25 protein-coding genes and 3 pseudogenes are annotated in these 25,494 nt (G+C 71.3%); 12 read left to right on the plus strand and 16 right to left on the minus strand.

What is annotated here, in order from left to right; all coding sequences use genetic code 11:
* Positions 1-145: 145 nt before the first annotated feature.
* The 4 genes and pseudogenes from AMY39116_RS41935 to AMY39116_RS0301010 form a co-directional block, all read right to left on the minus strand.
* The gene (locus AMY39116_RS41935) at positions 146-1,666 is read right to left on the minus strand and encodes an amidohydrolase (RefSeq protein WP_020415843.1); all 1,521 of its coding nucleotides are present in this window, start codon (positions 1,664-1,666) and stop codon (positions 146-148) included.
* Positions 1,663-2,066 (minus strand): annotated as a pseudogene (locus tag AMY39116_RS48025) (Rid family hydrolase). Before AMY39116_RS48025 ends, AMY39116_RS41935 begins: the two are co-directional and overlap by 4 nt.
* A 17-nt stretch (positions 2,067-2,083) precedes the next feature.
* On the minus strand, positions 2,084-3,520 hold the full coding sequence (locus AMY39116_RS0301005) for an aldehyde dehydrogenase (RefSeq protein ID WP_020415845.1): 1,437 nt from the start codon (positions 3,518-3,520) through the stop codon (positions 2,084-2,086).
* Positions 3,521-3,596: 76 nt separating this feature from the next.
* The gene (locus AMY39116_RS0301010; RefSeq protein WP_020415846.1) at positions 3,597-4,364 is read right to left on the minus strand and encodes an enoyl-CoA hydratase/isomerase family protein; all 768 of its coding nucleotides are present in this window, start codon (positions 4,362-4,364) and stop codon (positions 3,597-3,599) included.
* A gap of 127 nt (positions 4,365-4,491) precedes the next feature.
* Here AMY39116_RS0301010 and AMY39116_RS0301015 point away from each other — a divergent pair, with 127 nt between their 5' ends.
* Positions 4,492-5,226, plus strand: a complete 735-nt coding sequence (locus AMY39116_RS0301015) for an SDR family NAD(P)-dependent oxidoreductase (RefSeq protein ID WP_235716028.1) — start codon at positions 4,492-4,494, stop codon at positions 5,224-5,226.
* 45 nt (positions 5,227-5,271) lie between these two features.
* Here AMY39116_RS0301015 and AMY39116_RS0301020 read toward each other — a convergent pair whose 3' ends face one another.
* On the minus strand, positions 5,272-5,466 hold the full coding sequence (locus AMY39116_RS0301020; protein ID WP_027935530.1) for a tautomerase family protein: 195 nt from the start codon (positions 5,464-5,466) through the stop codon (positions 5,272-5,274).
* 5 nt (positions 5,467-5,471) lie between these two features.
* Positions 5,472-7,136 (minus strand): MFS transporter, encoded by a 1,665-nt coding sequence (locus AMY39116_RS41945; protein WP_020415849.1) that lies wholly within the window; start codon positions 7,134-7,136, stop codon positions 5,472-5,474.
* A gap of 154 nt (positions 7,137-7,290) precedes the next feature.
* On the opposite strand from AMY39116_RS41945, the gene AMY39116_RS0301030 reads away from it, so the two are divergent.
* Positions 7,291-8,064, plus strand: a complete 774-nt coding sequence (locus tag AMY39116_RS0301030; protein WP_020415850.1) for a fumarylacetoacetate hydrolase family protein — start codon at positions 7,291-7,293, stop codon at positions 8,062-8,064.
* A gap of 40 nt (positions 8,065-8,104) precedes the next feature.
* On the opposite strand, the gene AMY39116_RS0301035 is transcribed toward AMY39116_RS0301030, so the two are convergent.
* Positions 8,105-8,494 (minus strand): hypothetical protein, encoded by a 390-nt coding sequence (locus AMY39116_RS0301035; RefSeq protein WP_020415851.1) that lies wholly within the window; start codon positions 8,492-8,494, stop codon positions 8,105-8,107.
* A gap of 32 nt (positions 8,495-8,526) precedes the next feature.
* Between AMY39116_RS0301035 and AMY39116_RS47280 the strand changes: the two genes are divergently transcribed.
* A complete protein-coding gene (locus AMY39116_RS47280; protein ID WP_255346828.1) occupies positions 8,527-8,649 on the plus strand; it encodes a hypothetical protein in 123 nt (40 codons plus the stop codon).
* A 50-nt stretch (positions 8,650-8,699) separates the two neighbouring features.
* Here the strand turns inward: AMY39116_RS47280 and AMY39116_RS0301045 are convergent, their stop codons facing one another.
* From AMY39116_RS0301045 to AMY39116_RS0301055, 3 genes are read right to left on the minus strand one after another with little or no spacing between them, the layout of a single operon-like run.
* A complete protein-coding gene (locus tag AMY39116_RS0301045) occupies positions 8,700-10,133 on the minus strand; it encodes an alpha/beta hydrolase (protein ID WP_020415853.1) in 1,434 nt (477 codons plus the stop codon).
* Positions 10,134-10,159: 26 nt separating this feature from the next.
* On the minus strand, positions 10,160-10,879 hold the full coding sequence (locus AMY39116_RS0301050) for an ABC transporter permease (RefSeq protein ID WP_020415854.1): 720 nt from the start codon (positions 10,877-10,879) through the stop codon (positions 10,160-10,162).
* Between the two features lie 11 nt (positions 10,880-10,890).
* Complete coding sequence (locus tag AMY39116_RS0301055; protein WP_020415855.1) at positions 10,891-11,775, minus strand: ABC transporter ATP-binding protein; 885 nt, start codon at positions 11,773-11,775, stop codon at positions 10,891-10,893.
* A 108-nt stretch (positions 11,776-11,883) separates the two neighbouring features.
* Between AMY39116_RS0301055 and AMY39116_RS0301060 the strand changes: the two genes are divergently transcribed.
* The 6 genes and pseudogenes from AMY39116_RS0301060 to AMY39116_RS45150 all read left to right on the plus strand — a co-directional run bounded on the left by AMY39116_RS0301060 (position 11,884) and on the right by AMY39116_RS45150 (position 16,762).
* On the plus strand, positions 11,884-13,023 hold the full coding sequence (locus AMY39116_RS0301060) for a sensor histidine kinase (protein ID WP_020415856.1): 1,140 nt from the start codon (positions 11,884-11,886) through the stop codon (positions 13,021-13,023).
* Positions 13,020-13,622, plus strand: a complete 603-nt coding sequence (locus AMY39116_RS0301065) for a response regulator transcription factor (protein ID WP_020415857.1) — start codon at positions 13,020-13,022, stop codon at positions 13,620-13,622. Before AMY39116_RS0301060 ends, AMY39116_RS0301065 begins: the two co-directional genes overlap by 4 nt.
* A gap of 223 nt (positions 13,623-13,845) precedes the next feature.
* On the plus strand, positions 13,846-14,268 hold the full coding sequence (locus tag AMY39116_RS0301070; RefSeq protein WP_020415858.1) for a hypothetical protein: 423 nt from the start codon (positions 13,846-13,848) through the stop codon (positions 14,266-14,268).
* Positions 14,269-14,315: 47 nt separating this feature from the next.
* A complete protein-coding gene (locus AMY39116_RS0301075) occupies positions 14,316-15,392 on the plus strand; it encodes a sensor histidine kinase (protein ID WP_020415859.1) in 1,077 nt (358 codons plus the stop codon).
* Positions 15,389-15,997 carry a response regulator transcription factor gene (locus tag AMY39116_RS0301080; RefSeq protein ID WP_020415860.1) on the plus strand — a complete coding sequence of 203 codons (609 nt, stop codon included), beginning with the start codon at positions 15,389-15,391 and terminating at the stop codon, positions 15,995-15,997. The genes AMY39116_RS0301075 and AMY39116_RS0301080 overlap by 4 nt, the downstream gene beginning before the upstream one ends.
* 145 nt (positions 15,998-16,142) lie before the next feature.
* A pseudogene (locus AMY39116_RS45150) lies at positions 16,143-16,762 on the plus strand (IS5 family transposase).
* A gap of 238 nt (positions 16,763-17,000) precedes the next feature.
* Here AMY39116_RS45150 and AMY39116_RS41950 read toward each other — a convergent pair.
* From AMY39116_RS41950 to AMY39116_RS41955, 5 genes are read right to left on the minus strand one after another with little or no spacing between them, the layout of a single operon-like run.
* Positions 17,001-17,852: an IclR family transcriptional regulator C-terminal domain-containing protein gene (locus AMY39116_RS41950; RefSeq protein WP_020415862.1), complete on the minus strand. Its 852-nt coding sequence runs from the start codon at positions 17,850-17,852 to the stop codon at positions 17,001-17,003.
* A 16-nt stretch (positions 17,853-17,868) separates the two neighbouring features.
* Positions 17,869-19,185: an MFS transporter gene (locus AMY39116_RS0301095; RefSeq protein ID WP_020415863.1), complete on the minus strand. Its 1,317-nt coding sequence runs from the start codon at positions 19,183-19,185 to the stop codon at positions 17,869-17,871.
* Positions 19,186-19,222: 37 nt separating this feature from the next.
* A complete protein-coding gene (locus tag AMY39116_RS0301100) occupies positions 19,223-20,608 on the minus strand; it encodes an FAD-dependent oxidoreductase (RefSeq protein WP_020415864.1) in 1,386 nt (461 codons plus the stop codon).
* Positions 20,605-22,545: an FAD-dependent oxidoreductase gene (locus tag AMY39116_RS0301105; protein ID WP_020415865.1), complete on the minus strand. Its 1,941-nt coding sequence runs from the start codon at positions 22,543-22,545 to the stop codon at positions 20,605-20,607. Before AMY39116_RS0301105 ends, AMY39116_RS0301100 begins: the two co-directional genes overlap by 4 nt.
* Positions 22,538-23,512, minus strand: coding sequence for an alcohol dehydrogenase catalytic domain-containing protein (locus tag AMY39116_RS41955; protein WP_020415866.1), 975 nt, complete (start codon positions 23,510-23,512; stop codon positions 22,538-22,540). The genes AMY39116_RS0301105 and AMY39116_RS41955 overlap by 8 nt, the downstream gene beginning before the upstream one ends.
* Positions 23,513-23,682: 170 nt before the next feature.
* Here AMY39116_RS41955 and AMY39116_RS41960 point away from each other — a divergent pair, with 170 nt between their 5' ends.
* Positions 23,683-24,465: an IclR family transcriptional regulator C-terminal domain-containing protein gene (locus tag AMY39116_RS41960; protein WP_020415867.1), complete on the plus strand. Its 783-nt coding sequence runs from the start codon at positions 23,683-23,685 to the stop codon at positions 24,463-24,465.
* Positions 24,449-24,814 (plus strand): glyoxalase/bleomycin resistance/dioxygenase family protein, encoded by a 366-nt coding sequence (locus AMY39116_RS0301120; RefSeq protein ID WP_020415868.1) that lies wholly within the window; start codon positions 24,449-24,451, stop codon positions 24,812-24,814. The genes AMY39116_RS41960 and AMY39116_RS0301120 overlap by 17 nt, the downstream gene beginning before the upstream one ends.
* Positions 24,815-24,903: 89 nt before the next feature.
* On the opposite strand, the pseudogene AMY39116_RS46735 reads toward AMY39116_RS0301120, so the two are convergent.
* A pseudogene (locus AMY39116_RS46735) lies at positions 24,904-25,026 on the minus strand (transposase); the annotation flags it as partial.
* A gap of 16 nt (positions 25,027-25,042) precedes the next feature.
* Here AMY39116_RS46735 and AMY39116_RS45155 point away from each other — a divergent pair.
* Positions 25,043-25,351, plus strand: a complete 309-nt coding sequence (locus AMY39116_RS45155) for a transposase (protein ID WP_369794287.1) — start codon at positions 25,043-25,045, stop codon at positions 25,349-25,351.
* Positions 25,352-25,494: the final 143 nt, after the last annotated feature.

Here is a 25,494-nt window from a genome sequence, read left to right on the forward strand (position 1 = left end):
TGCACCGCCGCGGGTTCTGAGGCGGTTCCTCGCGAGGACAGCGCCTCCGTGGTGACCTGGCGGTCATGAGGAGGCGATCCCGGAGCGAGGGGCCGCCTCAGGTTCCGCTACCCGCACCGGCCCGCAAACCACTTCGATACAGGCTCTAGTCGAGCAGACCCGTGTCGTGGACGACCTGTCCGTCCACGATGGTCATCAGGGTCCGGCCGTCGCCGACGATCGCGAGATCGGCCAGGTAGCCGGGCGCGATCCGCCCCTTGATCGCCTGCTCACCGGTGTGCGCGGCGCCCGAGGTGGTGTACAGGCGGATGGCCTCGGCGCGGGTGATCGCCTGTGCCGCGCCGGCCACGCGGCCGTGCGCGTCCTGCCGGGTGGTCATGGCGTGGATGTTCTGCCACGGGTCGAGGTCGTTCACCGGGTAGTCGGTGCCGGCGGCGACGCCGTCGATCCCGAGCCCGTCGACGAGGTCCCGCAGCGGCACGGCCGCGTCGGCGCGTTCCTCGCCGAGGTGGCCCGCGATGGCGTCGCGGTTGCGCCACAGGAACGGGACCTGCGCGGCCACCTGCACGCCGAGTGCGTGAGCCCGGGCGATCTGGTCCGGCTGGATGAGGCTGGCGTGGATCAGCACGTCCGGCAGCGGGGTGCCGCCCCGGGTGGCCTCGTACACGTCGAGGGCGAGGTCGATGGCCGCGTCGCCGACGACGTGGGTGCCGACGGGCCAGCCCGCCCGGTGCGCGATTCCGACCAGCTCGGTGAGCCGGGCCCGGTCGACGAACAACTCGCCGTGATGGCCGGGCCTGTTCTCGTACGGCTCGCGCGTGGCCGCCGTGCCGAGCGTCATGCCGCCGTCGACCTGGAGCTTGACGCCGCGGGTGAGGTACCGGTCGCCAACGGGTTTCGGTGGGCACCCGGCGAGCAGATCACGCCACTCCGCCGCGGAGACCGACGGGTTCAGCTCGCCGGTCGGCGTGACCATGGCCGCCACCCGCACGGTCGCGGCACCCGATTCGGCCAGGTCGCGCAGCACGTCCACGTCGGACGGCGGCAGCGCGCCGGCGACCACGGAGGTGATCCCGTGCTCGTTGAGCACCCGCATCGCCGCGGTCAGCTGCGCGGCCCGCTCCCCCGGTGTCCACGGCGGCACGATACGGGCGACGGCGTGCACGTCACCTTCGACGAGACGGCCGTCGTGTCCGTCCGGGTCGATGCCCGCCAGCCGCAGCGCCGCGGTGCTGACCGACGCGGCGTGGCCCTCGGGCAGGAACACCGGACGGCCGCCTGCGGCACGGTCCAGTTCCGCGCGGGTCGGCGCCCGGCCCACCTGGAGCACCGGGTTCCACATCTGTCCCTGCACCCACGCGCCGGGCGCCTTGGTCGCGGCCAGTCCGGCGACCCGTGCCAGGGCCTCGTCGAGCGTGCGCGCACCGGCGAACGACACGATGTGGCCGGACATGCCCGCCTGCTCGAAGTGGCAGTGCGAGTCGATCAGCCCGGGCAGCACCGTGTGCCCGGCCAGCCGCACGACCCGCGTGGCCGATCCGGCGAGGGCCGCGACGTCTTCGGTGGACCCGACGGCGGAGATCCGGCCGCCGGTGACGGCGACCGCCTCGGCGGCGGGTGCGTCCACGGTGTGCACCCGGCCGCCGAGCAGCACGAGGTCGGTCATGGCCGCGCCACGGCCGCGACGCACTCGACCTCCACCTGCACACCGGTCCGGTGCGGCGTGGCGATCACGGTGGTCCTCGCCGGGAAGTGCGGGGCGCCCTCGAAGAACTCCCGGTAGACCGCGTTGAACGTCGGGAAGTTCGCGACGTCGGCCACGAAGCAGGTGCACTTGAGGATCGTCTCCCGGCTGCCTCCGGCCGCCTCGACGACCGCGACCAGTGCTTCGCCTGCGTCGCGAAGTCGTCGGAGACGATGGTGCGCGTCTCCGGGTCGAGCGGCCCGGTGCCCGAGCAGTAGATCGTGTCACCGTGCACGATCGCCTGGGACAGCGGCGCGGCGGTGCCTGCCGAAAAGCCCACGGTGGGCGCGTTGCGAGTACTGACGGCACGAATCTCGGTCATCTTTGCTCCCAGCTGGTTCACGGTGTGGCGATCTCCATGACGACGGCCTTCGGTTCGGTGAAGAACTCCCGGCTGTACGTGCCGCCCTCGCGGCCGACCCCGGAGTTCTTCGCGCCGCCGAAGGGCGCGCGCAGGTCCCGCACGAAGAAGCAGTTCGCCCAGACGGTCCCGACCCGCAGCGCGCGTGCGACGCGGTGGGCGCGGGAGAGGTCTTGGGTGAACACCATGGCGTTCAGACCGTATGGCGTGTCGTTGGCGGCTGCCACCGCGTCGGCCTCCGTGTCGAACGGCAGCGCGACCACGACCGGCCCGAAGATCTCCTCCTGGGTGACGCGGTCACGCTGGCCGGCGCCGACCACGACGGTCGGGCGCACCGACCACCCGTCACCGACACCGCCCGTGTGCAGGCGGGCACCGGCCGCGGTGGCGATGTCCAGGTACCCGGCGACCTTCTCGAAGTGTTCCCGCGAGGACAGCGGGCCGATCTCGGTGGCCCGGTCCTTCGGGTCGCCGAGCACCATCGCGTCGGCGGCCGCGGTGAACCGGGCCAGGAACTCGTCGAAGATGTCGCGCTGCACGTAGAGCCTGCTGCCGGCGAGGCACACCTGGCCCGAGTTGCTGAACACGGCCTGGATGGCCCAGCGGACCGCGTGGTCCAGGTCGGCGTCGCCGAAGACGATGTTGGCGCCCTTGCCGCCCAGTTCCAGGCTGACCGGTGTGAGGTTGGCGGCCGCGGCCCGGGAGATCGCCCGGCCGGTCGACGACTCGCCGGTGAAGGTGATCCGGTCGACGTCCGGTGACTCGGTGAGCGCCTGGCCTGCCGCGTTGGGCCCGTACCCGTGCACCACGTTCAGTACCCCGGGGGGCAGCCCGGCCTCGAGCGCCAGCCGCGCCAGGATCGTGGCGGATGCCGGGGTCTGTTCGGCGGGCTTGAGCACGACCGTGTTGCCCCAGGCCAGCGCGGGCGCCACCTTCCAGCTTGCCATCATGAGCGGGAAGTTCCACGGCGCGATGGCCGCGACCACACCGGCCGGGTCGTACTGGGTGTAGGCGTGGTGCCCGTCGGGCATGGGGAACGTCTCGGCCGGGGTGAGCCGCGAGTGGTCGGCGAAGAACCGGAAGTTCCGCGCCGCGCGGGGCACGTCGTGACCCGCGGTCTGGCTGATCGGCTTGCCCATGTCCGTCGTGTCGGCCAGCGCCAGCTCGCCGGCGTTGGCGACGATGAGGTCGGCGAGCCGGTGCAGGATCTCCCCGCGCTCGACGAAGCTCATCCGCGGCCACGGCCCGTCGTCGAAGGCCTGCCTGGCGGCCTGGATCGCGCGCCGCGCGTCGTCGGCCGAGCCGAGCGCGACCGTCGCCCAGGGCGCTCGTGTCCACGGGTCGACGGACTCGAACGTCGCCCCGTCCGCCGAGGCGACCTCCTCACCCGCGATGACGTGCCCGAAGGATTCCACCGCTCGTCCTCCCTTTCCTCGCTTCTCGGCTCACCCTCCGCCGTGGGCCGGGCTGTGCACAATGGCCCGTTTCCATTCACCGGGAACGCCCCCGGACGGTCTGGGACCACTCCCCCATCCGCCGCGCGAACTCCGGTGACCGCACCGCGCGGAGCTGTTCGGTGATCTCGGCGTCGACGGCGTCCTGGAAGGTGCCCGTCGCCCCCGCGATGAGCCGTTTCGTCGCCGCCGCGGCGGCTGGATCGGCTTCCGCGAGCCGCTGGGCCCGTGCGAGTGCCTCGTCCAGCGGTGCGGGCACGATGTCGTCGAGCAGCCCGATCCGCAGCGCCTCCGCGGCGCCGACCTTGCGGGCGGACAGGGCGATCTCGGTCGCCCGCGCCTGCCCGGCCGCCCTGGCGAGCAGCCACGTGACCCCCCAGTCGGGCACCAGCGCCATCCGGATGAACGGGCTCGCGAACACCGCGTCCGGCGAGCCGATCCGCAGGTCGCAGGCCAGCGCCAGCGCCATTCCCGCGCCGACCGCGGCCCCGTCGACGGCCGCCACGGTCGGGGCGCGGAACTCCAGCAGCAGCCTTGCCGTGTCGAACTCGCGTGCCATCCGTGCCCGGGCCTCGTCGGGGGTCTCCGCACCCAGGGCGGCGAGCACGTCCAGGTCGCCACCCGCGCAGAACGCGCCGCCACGGCCGGTGATCACCAGGACACGCACCCGGTCGTCGGCGTCCAGTTCGGACAACAAGTCCGGCAGCCCGTCGAGCAGCGCGCGGTCCAGGGCGTTGCGGCGGTGTGGCCGGTCCAGTGCCAGCACGGCGACCCCGTCGGAGGGGAACGTCACGGTTGCGTCCATGCGGCGAGCGCACCGCACCCGTGCACAGATCGCCAGCGCCCGTTCTCACCCACCGGAAACGCGCGGTGGTGACCTCGCGGCCGCCGGCGGATGATCGCGGACGATGTCGACCTTTGTGGAGGAACACGTGACCGGACAGCTCAGCGGCAGGACTGCGATCGTGACGGGCGCGGCGTCGGGCATCGGCCGGGCGACCGCCGAACTGTTCGCCGCCCGCGGCGCGACCGTGCTCGCCGTCGACCGCGACGAACAGGGTCTAGCCGAGCTGTCGGTGCCCACGTTGGCCGTCGACCTCGCGGCGCCCGGTGCCGCCGACGAGGTGTTCGACCACTGCGCGGCGACCGTCGGCACACCGGACGTGCTCGCCAACATCGCGGGCAAGGCCGGTGACCGGTCCGCGGGAGACACGAGCGACGAGGACTTCGAGTTCTTCGTGCGCACGAACCTGACCACGACGTTCGCGCTGTCCCGGCGGGCGGTCCACGTGTTCGACGGCGGCGGGGCGATCGTCAACACGGCCTCGTCGTTCGCACTGACCGGGGTCGCCGGGTCGGCGCCGTACTCGGCGGCCAAGGGCGCGGTCGCGAGCTTGACCCGGCAGATGGCGGCCGACTACGGCAGGCGCGGCATCCGCGTGAACGCGGTCGCGCCCGGGCTGATCGAGACGCCGGCGACGCGCGCGAAGATCGCGTCCGGGATCTTCGACGACCTGGTGACGCGTGCCCGCCCGCTGCCGAGGGTCGGCACACCCGAGGACGTGGCGCGGGTCTTCGCGTTCCTCGCCTCCGACGAAGCCGCGTTCGTCACCGGTGTCACGATCCCGGTGGACGGCGGCTGGACCAGCACCCACTTCCGCGACTGAGTGCACAGCGAAGGGGGCCGCGGTAATCGCGGCCCCCTTTTGCTGTCAGCGGGATCGGCGCTCGGCGATGGTCTCGTCGTTCGCCGCCCAGTGCGTCGGCGGCAGTTCCCGCACCAGCACCCGCACCGACTCCCCCGGCACGCCCAGGCTCGTCACCACCGCGTGGTGGACCGCGGTGATCAGCTCACGCAGCTCCGCCTCGGTGCGTCCGGCCACCAGTGACACGTCGACGATCGGCATCCCGGTCACCGGCCCTGGCGAACGGGTTCGGCGGGTTCGGCGGCCGTGTCGCCGTCCAGGCTGACCTCGCCGAGGTCGACGCCCTTGGTCTCCGGCAACGTGAACAGCAGGATCACCAGTCCCAGCGCCATCGCGCCGACCGGATACCACAGGGCGGTGGTGAAGCTGCCGACCTCGGCGCTGATCGCGACCATCGTCGCGGGCAGCAGGCCACCGAACACGCCGACGCCGAGCTGGTACGGGATCGACAGCGCGGTGGCGCGGATCCTGGTCGGGAACACCTCAGCCATCGCGGTCGCGGCCGGGCCCTGGGTCATCTGCGCGAGCGCGACGAGCGCCAGCAGCAGCAGCGCGACACCGAGCACCCGCCCGTCGAAGAAGTCACCGATCCCGTCGACCTTGATGGTGGTCGCCGACCCGCCCACCGGGTAGCCTGCCGCTTTGATCGCCGCCACGAGGTCGGTCTGCAGCGACTCGCCGCCCGCGATCTCGGTGCCGTCCACCACGACCGTTGTCGGCCCGGAGACGTCCTGCCGGTCGAACACGACCGAGTTGGCCTGCAGCACGTTGCGTGCCCGGTCGCAGTCCGATGTGAACTCGGCCGTGCCGGCGGGGTTGAACTGGAACGAACAGTCGGCCGGGTCGGCCTTGATGACGACCGAGACGCGGTCCTGCGCCGTCGCGAGCGCCGGGTTGGTGGTCGACGTGATCGCGTTGGTGACGGGGAACGCGAGCAGCGCGGCGAGCCCGAGCCCGGCGAACAGCACCGGCCGCCTGCCGATCCGGTCGGACAGCCAGCACACGAACACGCACAGGAAGAACCCGATCAGCATGATCACCATGTAGATGGCGTTGACGGTGAACGAGTCGGCCTTCAGGTAGGTCTTCATCGTCGTCACCATGTACACGGTCGACAGGTAACCGATGAACGACTGCGCCGACGCCATCACGAACACGATCGCGATCATCCGCACCCGCGCCCGCGACCCGAACGCCTCCCGCAGCGGGGCCTTCGCCTGTGTGCCCTCCCGCTTCATCTTCAAGAACAGCGGGCTCTCGTTGAGCTTGCTGCGGATCCACACCGACAACGCCAGCGGCAGCACCGAGATGAGGAACGGCACCCGCCAGCCCCACGAGTCGTACGCCGCGGTGCCCACGATGGACTCCACGACGAGCTGCACCCCCAGCGAGAGGCTGAACGCGAGCGCGGTGGTGCCGGTGAGCCAGCCGACGAAGAACGAGCGCTGCCTGGCGGGCGCGTACTCGGAGACGTAGGTGACCGCCGCGCCGAACTCGCCGCTGACCGCGAGCCCCTGCAGGATGCGGCACGTCACCAGCAGGATCGGCGCCGTGATCCCGATCTGGTCCGCGGTCGGCAGCAGCCCCACGGCGACGGTCGACACCCCCATCAGGACCAGCGTCATCAGGAACACGATCTTGCGGCCGACGAGGTCGGTGATCCGCGCGAACACCACCGCCCCGATCGGCCGGACGATGAACCCCGCGGCGAACGTGAGCAGCGCGAACACGGTCTGCGCCGCGGACCCGTAGTCGCTGAAGAACTTGCTGCCGATGACCGGCACGAGCGCCCCGTAGAGGAAGAAGTCGTACCACTCGAACGCCGTGCCGACGGCCGACGCACCGACGACCTTGAGCTCCTGTTTGTTCATGGACGGTCTCCTCGAGCCAGCCGTGCCGCCCGCCACGTCGCGGGCGGCGGTTTGGAGCGACCGTAGGTCCGGTCGTGGCGAGAACAACGCACCCGTTTCCGGTGGCCGGAAACGACGGATGGTGTTACCTGGCCGAAACGTCCACAGTGGCGTCATGACCGTGACCACGTGGACAGTCGAGCGGGCCGTCGGGGAACTGCGCGCGGCGGAGACCGGGCGCACCGCCCGCCGTCCCATCACCGACGACTGGCCGGAACTCGACCTCGCCACCGCCTACCAGGTGCAGACGGAGTTCGTGGCCGCCCGCGGCGAACGGGTGATCGGTGTCAAGCTGGGCCTCACGTCCCACGCCAAACAGCGGCGGATGGGCATCGACGCGCCTCTCACCGGCTGGCTCACCGACGGCATGGTCCTCGCCGCGGGCGCCCCGGTCCCGGTCGGCGAGCTGATCCACCCCCGGGTCGAACCGGAGATCGTCTTCACCCTGGGTGCCCGCCTGCGAGGCCCCGGCGTCACCCCGGCGACCGCCATGGCCGCGGTCAGCACCGTCTCGGCCGGGCTCGAGGTGATCGACAGCCGCTACCGCGACTTCCGCTTCACCCTGCCCGACGTGATCGCCGACAACGCGTCGTCGGCCCGCTTCGTCGTCGGCGACGTGACCCGCGATCCCCGCGAACTCGACCTCACCCTGGAGGCCTGCGTGCTGCGCGAAGCAGGCGAGGTCGTCGACACCGCCACCGGCGCGGCCGTCCAGGGCCACCCGGCCAACGCGCTCGCGCTGGCCGCCAACGCACTCGCCGACCGCGGCCTCGCCCTCGAAGAAGGGTGGCTCGTCCTCACCGGCGGCCTCACCGACGCGGTGCCCTTCCGCCCCGGCCACCCGATCACCGCGGACTTCACCCACCTCGGCAGCGTCACGGTCGGCTGACCTGCTGAACGACCCCCGGCTCTGGTGGGTGCCCGTCGCCTCAATCCCGGGAGCGCGTGCCGTTCAGGAAGAAGCTCGCGGCGGTGGCGCTGGCTTCCTCCAGTCCCAGGCGGTGCTGCTGGTTGAGCGCGATCGCCTTCAGGATGGTGCCGGCGAGGAATTCGTAGAGGATCTCGACGGGCAGGTCGTCGCGCAGGACGCCGGTCTCGATTCCCCGGGCGAGTACCTCGTGAAGCGGGGCGGCGAGTTCTCCGTGTGCCGCTTCGAGTGTCGCCTGGTCGCTGGTGAGCACCGCGTAGCGGTCGCCGACGGCCACGAACGCGCGCAGGATCCGTTCGATCGCGTCTTCGACGGTCGCGCGTTCGAGGTTCGCGTCCGCGAGGCGGCGTGCCACGGCGTCGAGGGCGTCGGCCGTGAGGGCTTCGAGCAAGGCCTGGTCGTCGACGGAACTGGCCCCCGGGCCTGACCCTCGACGCGGCGAGCGGAGCCGTGTCCGGGACGCCGCCCCGCGCGGACAGCAGGCAGGTCACCGACGCGGCCGGGAAGGAGGCCACCGCGGCGTTCGTCTGGTTCGTTTTCCGCTGACCCGAAGAAGCGGTGCCACCCCAGGGACGGGGTGGCACCGCCGCCCATGGTCAGCTTTCCGCGGCGCAGAAGGTGTCGTCCGGCCGCTTCCCGCTCACCAGGTACTCGGTCACGAGCGCGTTCCCGCACTCGTTGGGCGTGAAGAGGTAGGCTCCGTGCCCGCCCTGGTCGATCGTGATCATCCGGGCGCGCTCGCCGAACGCCGCCCGCAGCTTGCGGGCCCCGGACAACGGCGTGCCCGGGTCACGCTGGTTCTGCACCATCAGCACGTTCGCCGGGCCGTGGCCGCTGATCCGCACCCGCGGCTCGGCGGGCGGCGCCCAGTACGCGCACGCCGCGATGTTCGCGCTCGCCGCGCCGATCAGCGGGTAGCGGATCCGGTCGACGGCCACGTCCAGCTGGTAGCTCGCGATCGAGCGCGGCCACGCCGAGTCGCCGCAGATCACCGCGAACCGGGACGCCAGCAGGTTTTCCACCCCGGTCACCGGTTCCGCCGGCGGTTTCGGGGCCCGGCCCTGCTCGAGCCCCTGCCAGTCCTCGGCCAGCTTCGTCAGGTCCGTCGAGTACAGGCCTTCGAACGTCAAGCCACGGAAGACCGAGCCCGTGATGCCCTCGACCGGGGTGCGGTCCAGCCGCGCGGCCAGCTCGTGGAACTTGGCCGTCACCTGCGCGGGCGTCGTGCCGAGCCCGTACTCCGGGTGCTTCGCCGCGAAGGCCGCGAAGTCGGGGAACCGGTCCTCCATGCCCCGCCCGAAGCCGCGCATCGCGTCGATGTCGTAGCCGCCCGGACCGAGGCTGCTGTCCAGCACGATCCGGTCGCTGCGCTCGGGGAACAGCGTCGTGTAGACCGCACCCAGGTAAGTCCCGTAGGACGCGCCCAGGAACGACACCTTCGGCTCGCCGAGCGCCGTCCGGATGCGGTCCATGTCCCGCGCGGTGTTCGCCGTGGTGATGTACGGCAGCATCGATCCGGTCTCCGACCCGGCGCACTGCTCGGCTTCCCGCTTCGCGATCGCGGCTTGCTTCACGACGTCGGCCGGTCCGTTCGGGTACGGCAGGTTGCCGACCGCGATCTGCTCCGGCGTCAGGTCGCACGTCACCGGCGTGCTGTGCGCGACCCCGCGCGGGTCGAACCCGATGATGTCGTAGGAGTCGAGCACGTCCTGGGGCAGCTGCACGTACTTCAGCAGCTGCGGGTAGTCCAGGCCACCGCCGCCGGGGCCGCCCGGGTTGGTCAGCAGCACGCCCCGACGCTTCTCCGGGTTCTTGCTCGGCAGGCGCGACACGGCGACGTCGATCGTCCGCCCGCCCGGCTCCCGGTAGTCCAGCGGGACCTTCACTGTCGTGCACTGCAGGTCCGGCGTCGGGAACGCCCCCGCCGGGCACGGTCCCCAGGTCAAGGTGCTCGGTGCGGCGGAGGCCGCGGGCACGGCGGTCGTCGCGCCGAGCACGGCGATCGCGGCCACCAGCAAGGCTTTGCGCATCGGAATTCCTTTCGTTCGCACCGCGCTCAGCGGCGCGGTTCCCAGCGGAAGAGCCGCATCGCCAGCACGACCGCGACGAAGACCCAGGCCAGGGTCGGGGCGAAGAGGAGCAGGGAGCCGGCGGCCGGTTTCCCGCCGTTCCACGCGTCGAGCACCAGCTCGGCCGCCGAACCGCCGGGCAGCAGCCGCTTGAGCAGCGTCAGCTCGCCGGTGCCGGTGAGACCGACCCAGCCGGCCACCGCGATCACCCCGACGCTGATCGGCAGCGTGGTCACCTGCGCGTGTTCCGGCGAGTTCGTCAGCCCGGCCGTGGCCAGGCCGAGCGCGAGCATCATCACCACGGTGGCGAGGACGGCGGCGGCCAGCAGCAGCGGGTTCGCCGGCTTCCCCGTGACCACGGCCAGCACCGCGAGCAGCACGGCGATCTGGACCACCGCGATCGCGGTGACCGGCAGCAGCAGTCCGCCGAGGATCGCGGCGTCCCCGGCCGCGGTCGAGCGCAGCCGCTTGAGGAACAGGTTCTGCCGGCGGGCGGCCAGCGTCGTCACCGCCGTGGTGTAGAGGCCGATGCCCAGCACGAAGAACAACGTCAGCGTCGCGATGTAGCCGAGGCTCCCCACCTCGGTGAAGACCTCGTGCCGGGCGATGAAGAACGCGCTGAGCGCTGCCGGCAGCACCAGCGCGGTGACCAGCACGAGCCGGTTCCGGAAGAGCTGGATCAGCTCGCCGCGAGCGATCGTCAACACGGTTGCTCCTCTCAGGAGTTTTCGATGGCGCGGAAGACGTCGTCGAGCCGCGTCGGCCCGGCCCGCAGGTCGAGCAGCTCCACGGCCTGGTCCTGCGCCCAGGTGAGCAGCGTGTGCAGGTCCTTCTGCAGGCCGAAGGTCTCGACGAGGAACTTGCCGTCCACGCCCCGCGTGGCGAGCAGCGGCGGCGACGGCGCGTGGGCCGGGAGTCCGAAGTGGATGGTCGAGGGCAGCGTCCGGGTCAGCTCGGCGACGGTGCCCTCGCGGTGGAGGGCGCCCTGGTGCATGAGCCCGATGCGGTCGGCGCGCTGCTGGGCTTCCTCGAGGTAGTGCGTGGTGAGCACGACGGTCGAGCCGTCCTCGCGCAGTTTGTCGACGGCGTCCCAGAGCGCGTCCCGCGACTGGATGTCGAGGCCGGTGGTGGGCTCGTCGAGGAAGACCAGCTCGGGCGTGCCGTAGACGGCGGTGGCGAAGTCGAGCCGCCGCCTTTCCCCGCCCGAGAGCTGCCCGACCTTGGTGCCTGCCTTGCGGGTGAGGCCGGCCACGTCGAGCAGGCGCCCGATGTCGTCATGCCGTCCGGTGAGCCGCCCGACCAGCCCGACGGTCTCGCGCACGGTCAGGTCGGCGGAGAACCCGCTTTCCTGCAGCATGATCCCCACCCGTGGGCGGACGGCGGCGCGGTCACGGGGGTCCTTCCCGAACACCCGCACGGCACCCGAGCTGGGCGCGCGGTGCCCTTCGACTGTCTCCAGGGTCGAGGTCTTGCCGGCGCCGTTCGTGCCGAGCAGGGCGTACAGCTCCCCGCGATCCACCTGGAACGACAGGTCTTTCACGGCGGGGAAGCCGCCGTAGGTGAGGGTGAGGCGATCGACGTCGATGACCGGTGTCGTGGACATGCCTCGAATTCCAGCGTGGACCGGCGCGGCCCGGCAGTGCGGCGGCGTCACCCGGATACATGACGTGGTGTCACTGGTGGTGCCCGCTCAGCTGGATACGCTCGGCTGGTGGAGGTGCCGACGATCGCGCGCCGGACGTCCTGGACCGGCGGGAAGGTCCAGGAACGCCTGCGCAGGCTGAACCTGATCACGACCGTCCCGCCCCTGGCGGTCGTGGGCGTGTTCCTGCTGCTGGTGACTGCCCGGTCCGGGTGGCACGTCGTCATCCAGGTCGTCGGGCTGCTCGCGGCACTGGCGACGGCCGAACGCTGGACCGCGGGTGACTACCTCCGCGTGGCGCGGCCGAGCCTGGTCGTCACCGCGGTGGTGTGGCTGGCCGGGTCCCTGACCGACGACACCGCCGCGTTCTTCGGGCTGTCCGTCGTGGGGTCGTACCTCATCCCGCCGCTGCCCCGCCGCCGGCTCGCCGCGCTGGCCGGGCTGACGGTCCTGATCGCGGGGCTGGGCGCGGCGAACGTCCTCGTGCACGACGACCGGATCGGCTGGCGGCTGTTCCAGTTCGCCGCCGTGCCCGCGGCGGCCACGCTGGTCTCGACCGGGTTCATGTTCGTCAGCCAGCGCTTCTTCGACCTGATCGCGGAGCTCGAACAGTCCCGCGAGCGCGACGCCGACCTCGCCGTCACGCGGGAGCGGGTGCGCTTCGCGTCCGACCTGCACGACATCCAGGGGCACACCCTGCACGTGGTGAAGCTGAAGGTGGCGCTGGCCGAGAAGCTGCTGGACCGCGAACCGGATCGGGCGCGCGAGGAACTGCGGGAAGTGCACGACCTGGTCGGCGACACCATCGTCCAGACCAGGGAACTCGCCTACGCCCAGCGGCGGCTGAACCTGTCCGCCGAGCTGGAGAACGCCAAGAACCTCTTCGAGGCCGCGGGGATCCACGTCCGCGTCGCGCGCGAGTACGAAGTGGACGCCACCGCGGGCGAACTGCTCGGCCAGGTGCTGCGCGAGACGACGACCAACATCCTGCGGCACGCCGAAGCCCGCCATGTGGGGATCACGCTCACCCGGCGCGGGATCGCGATCGTCAACGACGGCGCCCCGGACACCGGCCCGCTCGAGCTCGGCGGGCTCGCGGTGCTCCGGCAGCGCTTGGCGGAGCACGGCGCCGAGCTGGAAGTCTCGCACTCCGGCGGCCGTTTCCGCACCGCGGCGGCCTTCCCCGCGCCGAAGGAGGCCCGACGATGACGACGGTGGTGCTCGCCGACGACGAAGCCCTGCTCCGCAAGGCACTGGCCGCGCTGCTGCCGCTGGAAGACGAGATCACGGTGCTGGCCGAGGCCGACGACGGCGAAACGGCGGTCGCGGCCACCCTCGAACACCGGCCGGACGTGCTGGTCATCGACCTCGAGATGCCCCGCGTGGACGGGCTCGGCGCGGTCGAGGAGATCCGCCGGGCCCGGCCGGAGCAGGTGATCCTGATGCTGACCCGCCACGCCCGCCCCGGCGTGCTCCGCAAGGCGCTGAAGCTCGGCGTCCAGGGCTTCGTCAGCAAGGCGGCGGAACCGGCCCACATCACCTCGGTGATCAAGACCCTGCACGCGGGCAAGCGCTGGATCGACCCGGACGTCTCGGCCCTCGCCGTCGTCGACGACTGCCCGCTGACCGACCGCGAGCTGGACGTGCTGCGCGCGACCCGTGAGGGTTTTTCGGTGGCCGACATCGCCGGGCAGCTGCACCTCGCGGAGGGCACGGTCCGCAACTACCTGTCCAACGCGATGCAGAAGACCCAGACCCGCACCCGCCACGAGGCGGCCCGGTACGCCCGTGAGCACGACTGGCTGTAGCCGAATGGCGGGAGCGGCTCGCGCACGCCGCCGTCCGCCTGGCACAGCGCGGCGGCCTCGTGGACCCCGCGGCGGTGGACACCGTCCGCGCGGAGTTCCCCGTTCTCGCCGACTACTACATACGCGTGGGCCGAACAGCATGTCCGGTTTCTGACAGATGTCACGACCATGTGATGGGCAACGTCGCTACCAGCGAGAAAGCGGGTTGATCAGCATTGCGGGCATGACGAAACAGATCTCCCCGACCGTGACCGACCCCGACGCCCGCGAGAAGCTGCACATCGCCCAGGTGCTGCTCGGCGGCTACGCGGCCGTGAGCGTGCTGACCCTGCTGGCGATCGTGGTGTTCAGCGGCAATCCCGGCATCGTCACCGACGCGGTGTGGATCCGTGGCTCGATCCTCGCCGTCGCCTCGCTGATCACCTTCGCGCTCGGCGTGTCCATGGCCAAGGGTTCCCGGAGCAGCCACCGCAGGGTGCGGATCATCGCGCTGGCCCAGGTGGTGGCCATCATCGTGATCGAATGCGTTCCCGGCGCCTTCCCGGTCTGGTTCAAGATCGAGAACGGGGTGTGCGGAACGCTGCTGATCATCGTCGTCCTGCTGACCTTCGCCCGGACCGTGCGCACCACCTTCGCGGCCCGGTGATCACGACATCCGCGAGAGCCGGCCCGGCTGTCGGTACGGTCGTCGGCGTGGAGGAATCGCGCGGCAAGGACGAGTGGCGCCGGCTGCTGCTCTCGCTGGGCATGCTCTGCTATCCGTTCCTGACAGCCGTGGGCGTCGCCCAGCACACGCGCGGGCCCGGTCTCGTCGCCGGTTACCTGCTGCTGGTGGCCGTCTCCGCTTGCTACCTGGGCATCGTGGTGGCCTCGATGCGGTCGGCGTGGCGGTCCTACTGGTGGCTGCTGGCGGGGATGACGGTGCTGGCGGTGCTGGTCGCGCCGCTGGCCCATGAGAACGTGCTGATCCTCGCCGCGGTGATCGTGCCGTCGGCGGCGGCGCGCGTCGACGGCCGGACGGCGGTGGCTCTCGTGGTTCTGGGCGCCGCGGCGTGCGTCGTGGTGCCGATGTCGGTGCCCGGCTGGAGCACCGACCCGGCCGGGTACTACGCGGTGGCCGTCGTGTTCACCGCGCTGCTGGTCCACGCCTTCAGCCGCACCGCGACGGCCAACCAGCAGCTGCGCGAGGCGAGAGCGGAAGTGGCCAGGCTGGCGTCGGAGGCCGAGCGCAACCGGATCGCCCGAGATCTGCACGACCTGCTCGGCCACTCGCTCACCGCCATCACCGTGAAGAGCGGCCTGGCCCGGCGGCTGGCCGTCGGCGCACCTCCCGCGGCGCTGGCCGAGATGGAATCGGTGGAGCAGCTGGCCCGCCGGACGCTGGCCGACGTCCGTGCCGCGGTGTCCGGGTACCAGGACGTCACGCTCGCCGGCGAGCTGGCCCGCGGCCGGGAACTGCTGCGGGCGGCCGGGGTCACCGCCGACCTGCCCACGGCCTACGACGCGGTGCCACCGGAGCGGCAGGAGCTGTTCGCCTGGGTCCTGCGGGAAGGGGTGACGAACGTGGTGCGGCACGCACGGGCCGACCGGTGCACGGTCGAGCTGACCGCGACCTCCGTCGAGGTGCGCGACGACGGGGTCGGCGGCCCGGCCGGCGCCGGGTCCGGGCTGACCGGCCTGCGCGCCAGAGTGGCCGCGGCCGGTGGAGTGCTGACCGCGGGCCCGGCATCGCCCCGCGGGTGGTCGCTGCGGGTGGAGGCGCCGGCATGACGATCCGGCTGCTGCTGGCCGACGACCAGGAACTGATCCGGCAGGCCCTGCGCGTGCTGCTCGACCTGGAGCCGGACTTCGAGGTCGTCGCCTCGGTCGGCCGCGGCGACGAGGTGACGGCAGCGGCTCTGGAACACCGGCCGAACGTCGCGCTGCTGGACATCGACATGCCCGGGTTGGACGGGCTCGCGGCAGCCGCCGTGCTCACCGCACAGGTGCCCGGCTGCCGCGTGATCATCCTGACCACCTTCGGCCGCACCGGCTACCTGCGCCGGGCCATGGAGGCGGGCGCCGCCGGGTTCGTCGTCAAGGACGCCCCGGCCGACACGCTCGCCGACGCCATCCGGCGGGTGGCGGCCGGGGAACGGGTGGTGGACCCGGCGCTGGCCGCGGCGACGCTGGCCGCGGGCGAGTCGCCACTGACCGCCCGCGAACGGGACGTGCTCACCGCCGCCCGCTCCGGCGCCACCGTGGCCGAGATCGCGGCCCGGCTGTACCTCGCCGAGGGCACCGTGCGGAACTACCTGTCCGGAGCCACGACCAAAACCGGCACCCGCAACCGGATGGAAGCCCTGCGGGTGGCCGACGAGCGCGGCTGGCTGTGACCGCATCGCACTCGCACCGCCTCCAGAGCCTGAGCTGACTTCCGCGCGGCCGGCCGAGGTACCGCACGTTGCCCTTACAACTCGTTTCAAAAATGATCGGCGCGTCTGCTGGCCGTAGTTGATCAAGTGTGGGCATGCTGATGTGGTGCTTGAGAAGTTGGTTCCCGACAGTCTGTGGCAGCGGGTGGAGCCGTTGCTGCCACCGAGGCCTGTGCGGCGGAGTCGGTATCCGGGTCGGTTGCCGGTGGATGACCGGGCGGCGTTGGCGGGGATCGTGTTCGTGCTCAAGACCGGGATCTCGTGGCGGGAGCTGCCGCGTGAGGTGTTCGACTGCTCCGGGGTGACCTGTTGGCGTCGGTTGCGGGACTGGACCGAGGCCGGGGTGTTCGACGCGGTGCACAAGCTCTTGCTTGACCAGCTGCGAGCGCTGGATCGGCTCGATCTGGATGTGGCGGTGGTGGATGGGTCGCATTTACGGGCGTTGAAAGGGGGGAAGCGACGGGCCCCTCGCCCGTCGATCGGGCTCGGCTCGGTTCCAAGCACCATGTGATCACCGACGGCAACGGTATTCCGCTCGTGGTGTCTGTTACTGGTGGCAACCGGCACGACAGCACGCAGCTCATACCGCTGGTCGAGGCGCTTCCAGTGATCCGCGCGAAACGCAGTCTACGGATCCGCTGGGAACGCCGAGCCGACATCCACCTTGGCCTCATGCACCTGGCCTGCGTCCTCATCTGCTACCGCAAGCTGCCGACTTCATTATGAAACCAGCTGTTAATCCCTTGGCCGCGGGTTCGAGCCCCGCCCGGCCCACCGGTTCTGACCAGCGACAACAAGATCAGACGCACGATGCTCTCAGCGCGCGGTCGGGCTCGAGCCCGGTGACTGGCCGATGACCAGGCTGCGCATCGTGCGCCGGGGTGAGGCGGTCGCGCCAGAAGGTGGTGGCGACGTTCCGCGCGAAGCGTGGCCGATCGGCGGGCCCTCAGAGTAACCGGTGGGATCAGCGGCGGGCCGTGGTGGTGCCGGGCACGGGATCGGGAACCGAGATTCCCGGTGCGCTCAGCACGGTCGGGTGCGTCGTGATGGTGCGTTCGATCGTCGCCGCGCAGTCCCGCAGGCGTGGGAGTATCGAGCCGAACAGGGTTTCGTCGTCGATCTGTCCGGTGGGGGTGCCGATCGTGACCGCGGCGACGACCGCACCGGCCGCATCGTGAAGCGGCACCGCGACGCTGCGGACCCCTTGTTCGAGCTCCTGGTCGTTCAACGCCCAGCCGCGTTCGCGCGCCTCGGCCACGGCGGCGGCCAGTTCGCCGCGGTCGGTGCAGGTGCGAGCGGTGTAGGCAACCGGCGGGAAACGGTCGAGGTACTCGACCAGCTCGCCGGGGGTGAGCCCAGTCAGCAGCGCACGGCCGACCGCGGACGCGGTGGCTGGCACCCGGGTGCCGGGTGCCAGCCTGATCGACATCACGCTCCGAACCGCGGCGCGGGCGACGAACACGGCGCTGTCGCCGTCGAGGACGGCCAGCGAGCACGAGTGCTCGACGGCCTGTGCGGTGTCCTCGAGGTAGGGCTGCACCAGCTCGGGGAAGGTCGCCGAGGCGACCGTCGCGTAGCCGAGTTCGAGGACCTTGGCGGTCAGCCGGTACCGGCTGCCGGTGGACTCGACGTAGCCGAGGGACGCGAGCGTGCGCAGCAGCCTGCGTGCTGTCGCCCGGTCGAATCCGCAGCCGGCCGCGACATCGGTGACGGACAGTTCGGCCCGCTCGGCGGAGAAGCAGGTCAGGACGTCGAGGGCCCGGTCGAACGTGCGCACGAAGGGGCCGAGGGCGCGCGCGCCGTCACCTTCGGCCATGTCCCGTGCCTTTCGATCAGTTGCTGTCCGTTGCTACCGACATTTCACCACGCTCGGGTGCCGGGTCGGCACTCCGGGTTTCCGGGCTGGCGAAGACAGCGGCGGCGGACGCGAGCGCCGTGCCGACGACGAACACCCCCACGGCCCAGTAGGAGCCGGCCGCGGCGAGCAGGGCCGTGGCGATCAGCGGGGTGAAACCGGCGAGCGGGTCCGAGGCCGACCGGGCGAGGTTCACGCCGCTGTTGCGTACCCGCGGCTCGAACATTTCGGCGAGGTAGGCACCGGACACCGACAGCGCGATCTTGACGCCGATCCCGTAGGTCAGCACCAGCGCCAGCACCACGAGCGCCGGGTTGCGGGTCTGGAGCAGCCAGAAGAAGGGAAACCCGAGCGCCGCGACGAGCAGCAGGCCGGTGAGGAACACCGGGCGGCGCCCCCACCGGTCGGCACACCGGCCGGCGAGCGGGATCACGGCGAGTCCGACGAGGTTCGCGATCAGGACGCCGGTCAGGGCCGGCGCGGCGGGCATGTGCAGTTCGCTCGTGCAGTAGGAGATCGCGAACACGTTGAAGATCTGGCCGCCGACAGCGTCGGTGCACCGCGCCAGCGCGGCGAGTCCGACGTGCTTGCGGTGCGTCGTGAACAATTCGCGGATCGGACTGCGGGCCACCGCTCCGGACTTGCGGAGCTCGGTGAATTCGGGCGATTCGTCGACCCGCAGCCGGATGTAGAGGCCCACGAGGACCAGGGCGAACCCGACCAGGAACGGGACGCGCCAGCCCCAGGCGAGGAACGCGTCCCTGGGTAGCCCGGACAGCGCGGCGAAGACCCCGGTGCCGAGCAGGATGCCCAGCGACACGCCGAAGGCCGGCGTGCTCGACAGCAGACCGCGCCGTCGCGCGGTCGAGTACTCGGCGCTCATCGTGATGGCCGTGCCGTACTCGGCTCCGGCGCCGATGCTCTGCAGCAGCCGCAGGAGGACGAGCAGAATCGGCGCGAGCGCGCCCACTTGCGCGTAGGTGGGCAGCAGGCCGATGCACCCGGTGGCGACGCCCATCAGGATCAGGCAGATCACCATCACGTTCTTGCGCCCGATGGTGTCGCCCCACCGTGCGAGCACAACACCGGCGACGGGACGGAGGACGAAACCGATCGCGTAGGTGGCGAACGCGGCGAGCGTTCCGGCCAGTGCGCTCGATGTGGGGAAGAACAGCGCACCGAACACGAGTGAGGTCGCGGTGCCGTAGATGTAGAAGTCGTACCACTCCAGGACGGTGCCGATGAGGTTCGAGGCGATCGCGCGGGTGCGGCCGCGGGTGGACGGTTGGGTCATCGTTGACCTCCAGGTTCAGTCGTCGGTCGGGGCTGGGTCAGGAGCGGGTCTTTTCGGGAAGCGGCGCGGCCAGCGGTGGCGGATCGACGATCGCGCCCTGGCCACGCAGCACCGCGCGGATCCGGTCGGCGGGTACGAGGCGCGGGAGCACACCGACGTCGGCGGCGAGCGCGGCCGCGACACCGGCGGCGTGACCGGTGGCCATGGCGGTGCCCATGTGCCGCGCCGCGCCCATCGCGGCTTCGGTCGCGGACAAGCAGCGGCCCGCGACAAGCAGGCCTTCGACCTCCTGCGGCAGGAGGCTGCGGTAGGGCACTGAGAACGGAGCGGGCGGTTCGACGAGCCGGAGGCCGCTGGCATTGTCGTGCACGTCCAGCGGACCGCCCGCCTGCGCGATGGCGTCGGAGAACTGGGTCCCCGTCACGACATCCGTTTCGGTGAGCAGGTAGTCGCCGACGATCCGCCACGTCTCCCGCACTCCGATCCAGGGCGCGAGTGCCGAGAGGTGAGCACGTTCGAATCCGGGCACGGCGCGCCGCAGGAAGGACAGCACGGAAGACACCTGCCGGCGGCCGGCGATTTCGGCCTGGGTCAGGTCCTGGCTGTCCGCTCCGTCGAGACCGGTGACCCTGGTCATCAGGATGAACGCGTCGTTACCGTGGGGAGCGCTCACCACCGACAGCAGCTGCTGGGCCAGTTCACCGGTCTCGACCCCGAGCCTGGCCAGCCGCCGCTTCTCGGTCCTGTCGAGTGCCCGGAACCGCTGAGTATCCACATTGGACATACGAGCCATCATCGTCATGGGCTGGCGTTCGCGCCGGTCCTCTGCCGAGTTCTCGGTGCGGCACCCGCAACGACGGCTCACCACGGCGTTACCCGTCGCGTCGACGACCGCCGGTGCGCTGATCGCCTCCGGTTCGTACAGTCCCTGCGTCACCAAGCCGTGCACCGCGCCGTCCCGCATGACCGGGCTGACGGCTTGGGTGTGCAACCGCACCTCGATCCCCGCTTCGCGCACCATGTCGTCCAGAACCAGCTTGAGCACCTCCGGGTCGAAGGGGAAGGTGCGTACCCGCAGCGGGGTCTCGCTGGCCTCGGCCAGCACGTAGGGCGTGAAGCCGGTAGCGCCACCCGCGCTGACGAGCCGCTCGGTGATCTCCTTGCCGATTCCGCCGCCGACCAGCACATCGCGCCAGTAGAAGCCCATGAAACTCGCGACCATCGCACCGGTCGCGGTGCCGCCGAGGAACGGCCCGCGTTCGACGAGCACCACCTTGGCACCGGCGCGGGCCGCGGCGATCGCGGCGCAGAACCCGGCGGGCCCTCCGCCTGCGACGACGACGTCGGCCGTGGTCCGCACGTGGAGCTCCGCGTCCGGCACCCGCACGGTGCGCTCCGCCGAAAACTGGGGCAGTGATGTCATGTGGAAGTTCCTCCTGCGAGTCGTCGGATCGTCACCGCGGCGTGCCGGACGGCCAGCGCCGACCAGCCGCCGTGGCCGGCGGCGTCGCCGACCGCCAGCACGGTCTTCTCTGGTGCGACGGCGCGGACTTCGGCGGCGAAGCCGCCGGGGTCACCGCCATCTACCGAAGCCAGGACGGGGCCGGGCGCGGCCAGCACCCCGGTGTTCCCAGCCATGTCGCGAATGTGGACGCGGTCCGGCTCGATCGCGGTCACCACCGTGTCCATGACCAGGCGGACCCTTGCGTTGCCGCGTAGCCTGGCCAGCGGCAGCACCTTCGCTCTGGCACCGACGTCGGACGCGGGTTCCGGTTCGGCGCCGATGAGCGTCACCTTGGCGCCCGCGGCCGCGAGGTGGTCGGCGACGGCCGTACCGTCGCGATCCGCTCCCCACACGACGTACTCGTCGTCGGGTTCGCGGTCCAGCCCCGTCGCGAGCCAGTCGAGCAGGTCCTGGGGCCGTGCGGGCGAGACGCCCGGCACGTCGGGCACCGTCCTGGCCGTTCCGGTCGCGAGGATGACGGTGGTCTCCGGCCGCGCGGCGATATCGGCGGGCGACAGATCGGTCTGCAGCTCGATCGCCACACCTGCCATGGCCAGTTGCTCGCGGTACCAGTCGATGACGCGCGGGTACTCGGGGTACTCGTGCAACCGTGCGGCGAGTCCGAACGCCCCGCCCAGCGCCGGGCGGCGATCCACGAGCCTGACGCGGTAACCGAGCGCGGCCGCGGTTCGTGCCGCCTCCAGCCCGGCAGGTCCTGCCCCGACGACGAGGACGTCATCCGCCCGCCGGGTCGCGGTCGCCGCGACCGGAAGCGGCCCCGCGGCCTCGGGCGCGACGGCGCATCCGACGGGTTCGCCGGTGCGCAACGCATCTGCGCAGTAGTTGCAGGCGATACAGGGACGCGGGCGCCGGCCTGCGAGCACCTTATTCGTCCACTGTGGATCCGCATGCAGGGCGCGACCGAGCGTGACGAAGTCGGCCTGCCCGGCGACGAGGATCCGGTTCGCGGTCGCTTCGTCGACGATCCGGCCCGCGACACCGACCGGCGGGCCCAGCCGCCGGAAGCCGGCGGCCGTTTCCGCGTTGAGACCTCGTGGTAACTCACCGGAGGGAGTGATCCACTGCCCCGCCTCGTAGCAGCCCGCGGACACGTCGACGAAGTCCAGTGCGGACACACCGGCCCGCGCCAGGATGGCGATCGTGGATTCGGCGTCAAGGCCGTCCGGCAGCCCCTCGTGGGCGGAGACCCGGATACCGACTGCGGTGCGGGGTACGGCTGCCCGCACCGCCGTGATCACCTCACCGAGGAACCGGGCCGGGTCGCCGTACTCGTCAGCGCGCCGGTTCGTCCTCGGCGACAGGAACTGCGCGAGCAGGTAGCCGTGGGCCGCGTGCAGCGAGATCACATCCGCACCCGCCTCGGCGGCGCGGCTCGCGGCCCCGGCAAAGCGGGACACCAGGTCCGCGATGTCGTCGTGGTCGAGTTCGGTGGGCAGATCGCCCTGCACCACTTCGGCGACGACCGGCGACGGGGCCACGGGCGTGTACCCGCTCACAGCGGATCTGGCGATCCGCCCACCGTGCACCAGCTGCACACCGAACAGCGCGCCCGCCCCGTGCGCGGCGTCGGCCAGCCTCCGCAACCCCGGGATCGCGGCGTCCTCGTCGACGGCGAGCTGGCGTGGCCGGACCCGGCCGTCGGCACGGACATAGGAGGCCTCGGCGTAAACGAGTGCCGTCCCGCCCGCCGCGACCGCGGCGACGCGCTGCACGTAGTGGTCTGACGGCACACCGTTGCGGTCGCAGTAGTTGCGTTCCATCGGGGCGGCGACCACGCGGTTGCGCAACCTGACCGGACCGAGTCGCAGCGGAGACGCCAGCCGGGGCTCAGCCATGTCCGGCCACCTCGATGAGGATCTTGCCGAGGTTCGGATCCCCGTCGTGCGCGAGCACGAACGCTTCCGGCACTCGCTCGAGTGCGAACCGGTGGGTGATCAGGTTCTCGACGAGGGTCCGGTGCCTGGCCACGAAGTCGATCGCCGCCGGGAACAACGCCCGGCTGTTCCGGCTGCCGACCAGGTCGAGCTCCTTGTAGGGCAGCAAGCTCATCGACAGCCGCGCCTCCGCGGTGGAAATCCCGACCGCGACGACCCGCCCGGCGCTGACGACCAGGTCGAGCGCGGTGGCCAGCGCGCTCGGAGCCCCGGTCGCCTCGATGACGACCGATGGCCCTTCGCGTTCCGCCCACTCGACGATCTCCACCCCCGCACCATCGGTGGCCGCCCGGGCGAACTCGGCACCGAACCGCCGGGCCCGTTCCGCCCGGTGAGGTTCACGGTCGATCGCGGCCACCCGCACGCCGCGATCGGCCAGTGCACGTGCCGCCAGCAGGCCGATCGGCCCGCACCCCAGCACCAGGGCGAACGCTCCCGCTCGGGCGTGCGACCTCGCCACGGCCTGCAAGGCGATCGCGGTGGGCTCGACCATCGCCGCGGTCGGAGCCGTCAGGCCAGGCGCGGCGTGGACCCGGTCCGCAGGCACCACGATCGTCTCGGTCAGCGCGCCGTCGAGATGCACGCCGAGCACCGAGCTACGCGCGCAGGCGTTCGGCCGGCCATTCCGACAGGCGTAGCAGCGGCCACAGGACAGAGCGGGTTCGACCACCACCAAGTCGTCACCGGCCCGGCCGGCGATTTCGTGGCCCTGCACGAGCGGCAGCGACGCGGCCGGGTACTCACCCGCCCAGATGTGCGCGTCGGTACCGCACACCCCGACGGACTCGACGGACACCAGCACCTCGCCGTTGCCGGCCGTCGGGACCGGCCGTCGCTGGATCTCAACGCGCAGCGGGCCTGTGGTCACGGCCGCCCTCACTGGTTGCGCCCTCTGCGCACGTTCGTTCTCATAGCGCCCGAGTATGACTAGCTCGATCGCGAAACTCAAGGACCGGTTCTGCGTTCAACCAGGGGGGCTATATTGGTGCACGATTGTGCGCAAAGCGCGCACGCGAGCCAGAAGGGCAGGCGAGCGGAATGGCCGAAGACCGAGCAGAACCGGAAGTCCTCGCTTCGGTCGAACGCGGGCTCGCCGTGCTGAGGGCGTTCCGGCCCGAACAGACCGCGATGACGCTCAGCGAGGTCGCCAAGGCCAGCGGCCTCGACCGGGCCTCCGCCCGGCGCTTCCTCCACACCCTGCTCGCGCGGGCCTACCTGCGCGCCGACGGCCAGCAGTTCCGGCTGCATCCGTCCGTGCTGGAACTGGGCAACGCCTACCTCGAGGCGCTGCGGCTTCCGCGGATCGCGCTGCCCCATCTGAGGAGCCTGTCAGCGCGGTTCAACGAGCCGGTTTCCATGGCCGTGCTCGACGGGGACCAGGCCGTGCACGTCGCGCACGTGCCCAGCAATCGCCTGATGGCCGCCATCGCGACCATCGGGAGCGCGGCGCCCGCCCACCGGAGCGCTCTGGGGCGAGCACTGCTCGCGGGTAAACCCGATGAGTGGCTGGACGGCTACCTGGCCGCGGGCCGGTCGGGCACACCGGATGATCAGCCGGACCCCGCGACACTCCGGGCCGACATCGCCACCGTGCGGCGAACCGGGTGGCTCACGACCGGCAGCGAGGCCGGCGTTCGCTCGATCGCGGCCCCGGTCCGCGACACGACGTCCACCATCGTCGCCGCCATCGGCATTTCCAGCCACGCCGACCGGGTGAGCGAGTCCACGCTCGTCGACACCATGCGGCCGGCGCTGCTCGAAGCCGTCGATCACATCCAACAGGCCTACACGCGAGGAGAAGACGATGCGGATCGTCCATGACGCGCTGGTTCGCGTGGAGGTCGACGACCTGGACTCCGCCCTCGGGATCTACCGCGCGCTCGCCGGCACGGACGACGTGACACGGTTCCGCTCCGGCGACATCGACCTGGCCTGGGTGGGGCGATTCCTCCTGCTTGCCGGCCCCACCGCCGAACTGGCCCGGGTTCGCCGGACCGCCACCCTGCTGGTGGAAGACATCGACGCGGCCAGGACACTCGTCGCGGGCAGTGGCGGGGAGATCCTGGAAATCCCCTCCCCCGGACCCAACGGCGCACGCATGATCGCCCGGCACGCGGACGGAGCCGTCTTCGAATACATCGAAACCCCGAGGCGCGACGGAATTGTTTGATGGATGACCCCGTCGACGATCCGGACCCCGGGAAGTCCTGTGCCGGAAGTACCAGGACGCGGGAGCAGATGCGCATGACGATCTTGTGGCAGCGGTATGAGCTGCGTGCTGTCGTGCCGGTTGCCACCAGTAACAGACACCACGAGCGGAATACCGTTGCCGTCGGTGATCACATGGTGCTTGGAACCGAGCCGAGCCCGATCAACGGGCGTGGTCGAGGCGCTTCCAGTGATCCGGGGGAAACGCAGCCGGCCTCGTCAGCGCCCGCGCTGGCTCTACGGCGACCGCGGCTATGACTACGACCATCACCGCAAGACCCTGCGAGACAAAGGCATCGTCCCGCGAACCGCTCGCGAGAACACCGCTCACGGCACCGGTCTCGGCAAGACCAGATGGGTAGTTGAGCGGATGTTCGCCTGGCTGCACCAGTTCAAGCGTCTACGGATCCGCTGGGAACACCGAGCCGACATCCACCTTGGCCTCATGCACCTGGCCTGCGTCCTCATCTGCTACCGCAAGCTGCCGACTTCATCATGAAACCAGCTGTTGGGTGAGTCTTGAGATTGTCCAGAACCGCACTCGGTCCCGTCCTGGGCGATAGGAACACGCTGTAGCTCCGGCACATGCTCAGGTAGTCCAGCCGCCGCTGAGCGGCCGATGGCGTGGCCAGGCGGCTCGAT

It is taken from the genome of Amycolatopsis sp. ATCC 39116 (genome assembly GCF_000231075.2).
Classification (GTDB): Bacteria; Actinomycetota; Actinomycetes; order Mycobacteriales; family Pseudonocardiaceae; genus Amycolatopsis_E; species Amycolatopsis_E tucumanensis.

Coding starts and splice junctions, on each gene's coding strand:
- AMY39116_RS0301120 (WP_020415868.1), top strand. CDS start 24,449: ATGCGGATCGTCCATGACGCGCTGGTTCGCGTGGAGGTCGACGACCTG.
- AMY39116_RS41960 (WP_020415867.1), top strand. CDS start 23,683: ATGGCCGAAGACCGAGCAGAACCGGAAGTCCTCGCTTCGGTCGAACGC.
- AMY39116_RS0301080 (WP_020415860.1), top strand. CDS start 15,389: ATGACGATCCGGCTGCTGCTGGCCGACGACCAGGAACTGATCCGGCAG.
- AMY39116_RS41935 (WP_020415843.1), bottom strand. CDS start 1,666: ATGACCGACCTCGTGCTGCTCGGCGGCCGGGTGCACACCGTGGACGCA.
- AMY39116_RS0301010 (WP_020415846.1), bottom strand. CDS start 4,364: ATGGACGCAACCGTGACGTTCCCCTCCGACGGGGTCGCCGTGCTGGCA.
- AMY39116_RS0301055 (WP_020415855.1), bottom strand. CDS start 11,775: ATGTCCACGACACCGGTCATCGACGTCGATCGCCTCACCCTCACCTAC.
- AMY39116_RS41945 (WP_020415849.1), bottom strand. CDS start 7,136: ATGAACAAACAGGAGCTCAAGGTCGTCGGTGCGTCGGCCGTCGGCACG.
- AMY39116_RS0301065 (WP_020415857.1), top strand. CDS start 13,020: ATGACGACGGTGGTGCTCGCCGACGACGAAGCCCTGCTCCGCAAGGCA.
- AMY39116_RS0301030 (WP_020415850.1), top strand. CDS start 7,291: ATGACCGTGACCACGTGGACAGTCGAGCGGGCCGTCGGGGAACTGCGC.
- AMY39116_RS0301020 (WP_027935530.1), bottom strand. CDS start 5,466: ATGCCGATCGTCGACGTGTCACTGGTGGCCGGACGCACCGAGGCGGAG.
- AMY39116_RS0301095 (WP_020415863.1), bottom strand. CDS start 19,185: ATGACCCAACCGTCCACCCGCGGCCGCACCCGCGCGATCGCCTCGAAC.
- AMY39116_RS0301045 (WP_020415853.1), bottom strand. CDS start 10,133: ATGCGCAAAGCCTTGCTGGTGGCCGCGATCGCCGTGCTCGGCGCGACG.
- AMY39116_RS0301105 (WP_020415865.1), bottom strand. CDS start 22,545: ATGGCTGAGCCCCGGCTGGCGTCTCCGCTGCGACTCGGTCCGGTCAGG.
- AMY39116_RS41950 (WP_020415862.1), bottom strand. CDS start 17,852: ATGGCCGAAGGTGACGGCGCGCGCGCCCTCGGCCCCTTCGTGCGCACG.
- AMY39116_RS0301100 (WP_020415864.1), bottom strand. CDS start 20,608: ATGACATCACTGCCCCAGTTTTCGGCGGAGCGCACCGTGCGGGTGCCG.
- AMY39116_RS0301070 (WP_020415858.1), top strand. CDS start 13,846: ATGACGAAACAGATCTCCCCGACCGTGACCGACCCCGACGCCCGCGAG.